Annotated in this window: 4 protein-coding genes, 3 tRNA genes and 1 pseudogene; 6 read left to right on the top strand and 2 right to left on the bottom strand. The window is 48.4% G+C overall.

What is annotated here, in order from left to right; all coding sequences use genetic code 11:
* Window positions 1–340 (bottom strand): aminotransferase class IV (locus ACKOVI_RS00040; protein WP_509601566.1); only part of this gene is annotated, 340 nt, incomplete at its 3' end.
* Window positions 337–1,338 (bottom strand): chorismate-binding protein, encoded by a 1,002-nt coding sequence (locus tag ACKOVI_RS00035; protein ID WP_509601564.1) that lies wholly within the window; start codon window positions 1,336–1,338, stop codon window positions 337–339. The genes ACKOVI_RS00035 and ACKOVI_RS00040, both read right to left, overlap by 4 nt.
* 86 nt (window positions 1,339–1,424) lie before the next feature.
* Here ACKOVI_RS00035 and ACKOVI_RS00030 point away from each other — a divergent pair.
* From ACKOVI_RS00030 to ACKOVI_RS00005, 6 genes and pseudogenes are all read left to right on the top strand, one after another.
* Window positions 1,425–1,497, top strand: a tRNA-Gly gene (locus tag ACKOVI_RS00030).
* A 42-nt stretch (window positions 1,498–1,539) separates the two neighbouring features.
* Window positions 1,540–1,613 (top strand) — tRNA-Cys (locus ACKOVI_RS00025).
* 35 nt (window positions 1,614–1,648) lie between these two features.
* Complete coding sequence (locus ACKOVI_RS00020; RefSeq protein ID WP_509601561.1) at window positions 1,649–2,002, top strand: phosphomannose isomerase type II C-terminal cupin domain; 354 nt, start codon at window positions 1,649–1,651, stop codon at window positions 2,000–2,002.
* A 50-nt stretch (window positions 2,003–2,052) separates the two neighbouring features.
* Window positions 2,053–2,124 (top strand) — tRNA-Val (locus ACKOVI_RS00015).
* A 30-nt stretch (window positions 2,125–2,154) separates the two neighbouring features.
* Window positions 2,155–2,757 (top strand): LysE/ArgO family amino acid transporter, encoded by a 603-nt coding sequence (locus ACKOVI_RS00010; RefSeq protein WP_509601559.1) that lies wholly within the window; start codon window positions 2,155–2,157, stop codon window positions 2,755–2,757.
* 105 nt (window positions 2,758–2,862) lie between these two features.
* Window positions 2,863–3,133 (top strand): annotated as a pseudogene (locus ACKOVI_RS00005) (nitronate monooxygenase); the annotation flags it as partial.

The following is a 3,133-nucleotide window of genomic DNA, read 5'->3' as shown; positions in this document are numbered from 1 at the left end:
GATAAGTCTTGAACTGTTCTCCAATTGCTTTAGAAGTTATAGCCGAAAATGTTAAAAAGCCACCTTCAATGAGGTCTTCATATTTATCATGGGTGATCACGACACCTTCATGGCTGAAGCAGATGCGAAGTCGACCGATTTCATGAGGATTCTCCGTAATTACCTTTGCGATTGCTGCACGAAGTTCTTCTTCTCCAGGAATCTTGATGCCAGTTGCCTCTGAGGCGGTGAGAGCTCGCCGCATATGGCGAGTGAGTTCTGCTACTTCTCCATTTTTAGTGCGCAGAGTTTCAAAGAAGCCTTCGCCTTGGGGAAATGGCCTACGAGCCGGATGGTTCACAGCTCGCCGCCAGCGATCGAAATTAAATGGCGCGCTTTGAGTTGGGTCTCTTCCCATTCAGATTGCGCGTCACTTCCCCAGGTAATCCCTGCACCTGTGCCATATCGAAGATACTTGTCACCCGTCGTCCAGAAAGTACGGATAGCAACTGCTAATTCAGCACGGTCTCCGTGAATCCAACCTAGCGATCCACAGTAAGGACCACGTGCACCTTCATTCTTTTCAATTATTGATAAGGCAGATGATTTCGGTGCACCAGAGACGGAACCGGGAGGCAGAAGTGCTTCATAGATTGATTTCCATGAAGTTTCTTCATTAAGAGTTCCTTCGATATCTGAAACTAAGTGAGTTATACCCGGATGCTTCTCTTGTCTGAAGAGTGCAGAGACTTCAACGGTACCGGCTTTGCATACCTGAGAAATATCGTTGCGCATCAAATCAACAATCATTAAGTTCTCCGACTTATCTTTATCCCCAAAAACCTCTTGGTTCCATCGAATTGTGCCCTTAATAGGAGATGTGAGGATTTTTGAGCCGGTGCGCGAAAGGAATCTTTCAGGTGATGCAGATGCAACTTCAAACCCAGGAATCATCAAGTAAGAAGCAAAAGGTGCTGGGTGCGCATTGAGTACGTCCGCAAAGAGAGCATCAAGACCCTGAGGCTTATCTCCCATGAAATGTGAGAGCTGCCTGCAAGCATTTACTTGATAGACGCCTCCAGTGGCTATCTCTTCACGGATCTGATGGACGTATGCAATAAAATCGATTTGGTCGACACTGGATTTCCATGGTCTTTCTAATCGGTTCCAGGCTTCTTTTGCAATGAACGGCTTTTCGATAACTTTCTTAAATCGAGCAAAGCGGTATTCACCTTCGAAGGTGGTCAATACTGCCCAGAAATTGCCATCGTCGAGCCGCGATGGATCGGTGGTGATTTCAGCCAAACGACTGGCTTCTACGCCACCCATCCAGAAGCGATACCCCTTACCAATAAACATGGGGCAAGGCTAAGGGCTAGGACGTCGATGCCGGATCACGCTTTGGCACTTAGGCCACTCCTACGCTAGATTTGCGCCCGCAATACGCGGACGTAGCGCAGCTGGTAGCGCGGAACCTTGCCAAGGTTCAGGTCGCGGGTTCGAACCCCGTCGTCCGCTCGGATTTAAAGTCACTTTCTCTGAAGGTGGCTTTCTTTCTATGGTGGAATGGCCGAGAGGCGAGGCAAGGGACTGCAAATCCCTCTACACGGGTTCAAATCCCGTTTCCACCTCCATAGTTTCAACGAAGAAACGGATTACCCTCATCCCCATGACTCAGGAATACCTAGAAGGTCCAGAGCGCCCTTGGGGTCGTTATCAAGTGCTTGCAGATACGCCTACCTACAAAGTAAAGACAATCTGGGTTGAACCAGGGCACAGACTCTCACTGCAGCGCCATCAAAAGCGCGAAGAGCATTGGTACATCGTCTCTGGCGTTGCAGATGTTGTTCTCGGTGATAAAGAGTTTAAAGCTCACGCGGGCGACTCAGTTGAGGTAGCCATCGGCGAGCAGCACCGTATCGGCAATTCAGGTTCTGAGGTAATGATCTTCGTTGAAGTCCAGCGAGGAACATATTTCGGTGAAGACGATATTGAGCGAATTCAAGATGACTATGCTCGCTAAAGAGCATCGCACTTTCTAGGTTACACTTCCACCACAACTTCATAAGACCCGGACGATTGGCTCAGCGGTAGAGCACCACATTGACATTGTGGGGGTCACTGGTTCGATCCCAGTATCGTCCACTCAGCAAAAGATTCCTATATCTTCATCCCATGAGCGCATTCATACCTGGGCTTCTATCGGGACTCTCTCTCATCATTGCGATAGGCGCTCAAAATGCCTTTGTGATACGCCAAGGATTAACTCGTAAGCATGTTTTCCTTGTTGTTGCGATCTGTGCACTTTCAGATATAGCTCTTATCTTCTTAGGTGCAGCTGGTCTCGGCAAATTAATCCAATCGGCTCCTTCTCTCATGGAGTTCATTCGCTGGTTTGGCGTTGCCTACCTTCTCTGGTTCGCATCTAAAAGCCTTCGATCTGCCTTTAACCAACAAAACTTGGAAATCGGAGAACTTCAATCTCCCGCCCGAACTGCTGTGATTGCAAGTGTTTTGGGATTTACCTTCCTTAATCCGCACGTCTATTTAGATACTGTCATCTTTCTTGGAAGCCTTGCCAATCAATTCGACGAGCATCGCTGGATCTTTGCGCTAGGTGCATCAACAGGCAGCGTTCTATGGTTCAGCGCAATTGGCTTTGGAGCAAGATCCGCTTCCAAGTACATGTCTAAGCCAATCTTTTGGAAAGTCCTCGACCTCTCCATCTCCGTTGTGATGGTCACAATCGCCCTCTATCTTGCATTCTTCAACTTCTAGCCTAATTATGATTCACGTCATAGAACCTACGCCCGAGACGAATTTATTTACGGCTCGCACAGTTACTACTCGCGAGTTTGGCTCTCTATGCACCAAAGTTGACCCATGACAGAGCGCCGATTGCCGACCATCATTCAAGGTGGCATGGGTATTGCAGTCTCCTCTGCCGCCCTCGCTAAAGAAGTCTCCAAAGCAGGTCATCTCGGAGTTATCTCAGGTACGGCGATTGATTCTGTTGTAGCTCGTCGTCTGCAGGATGGAGATATTGATGGATCTATCCGTCGCGCGATGGCTCACTTTCCCAATCAAGATGTCATCAAAGGTGTCATGGATCGCTACTTCATTGAAGGTGGTCGCGATCAATCAAAGCCCTACA

Origin of the sequence: Candidatus Planktophila sp. (assembly GCF_046070465.1) — a bacterium.
Classification (GTDB): Bacteria; Actinomycetota; Actinomycetes; order Nanopelagicales; family Nanopelagicaceae; genus Planktophila.
The sequence above is the reverse complement of the archived record's forward strand: the minus strand, read 5'-3'. Positions and strand labels throughout refer to the sequence as shown.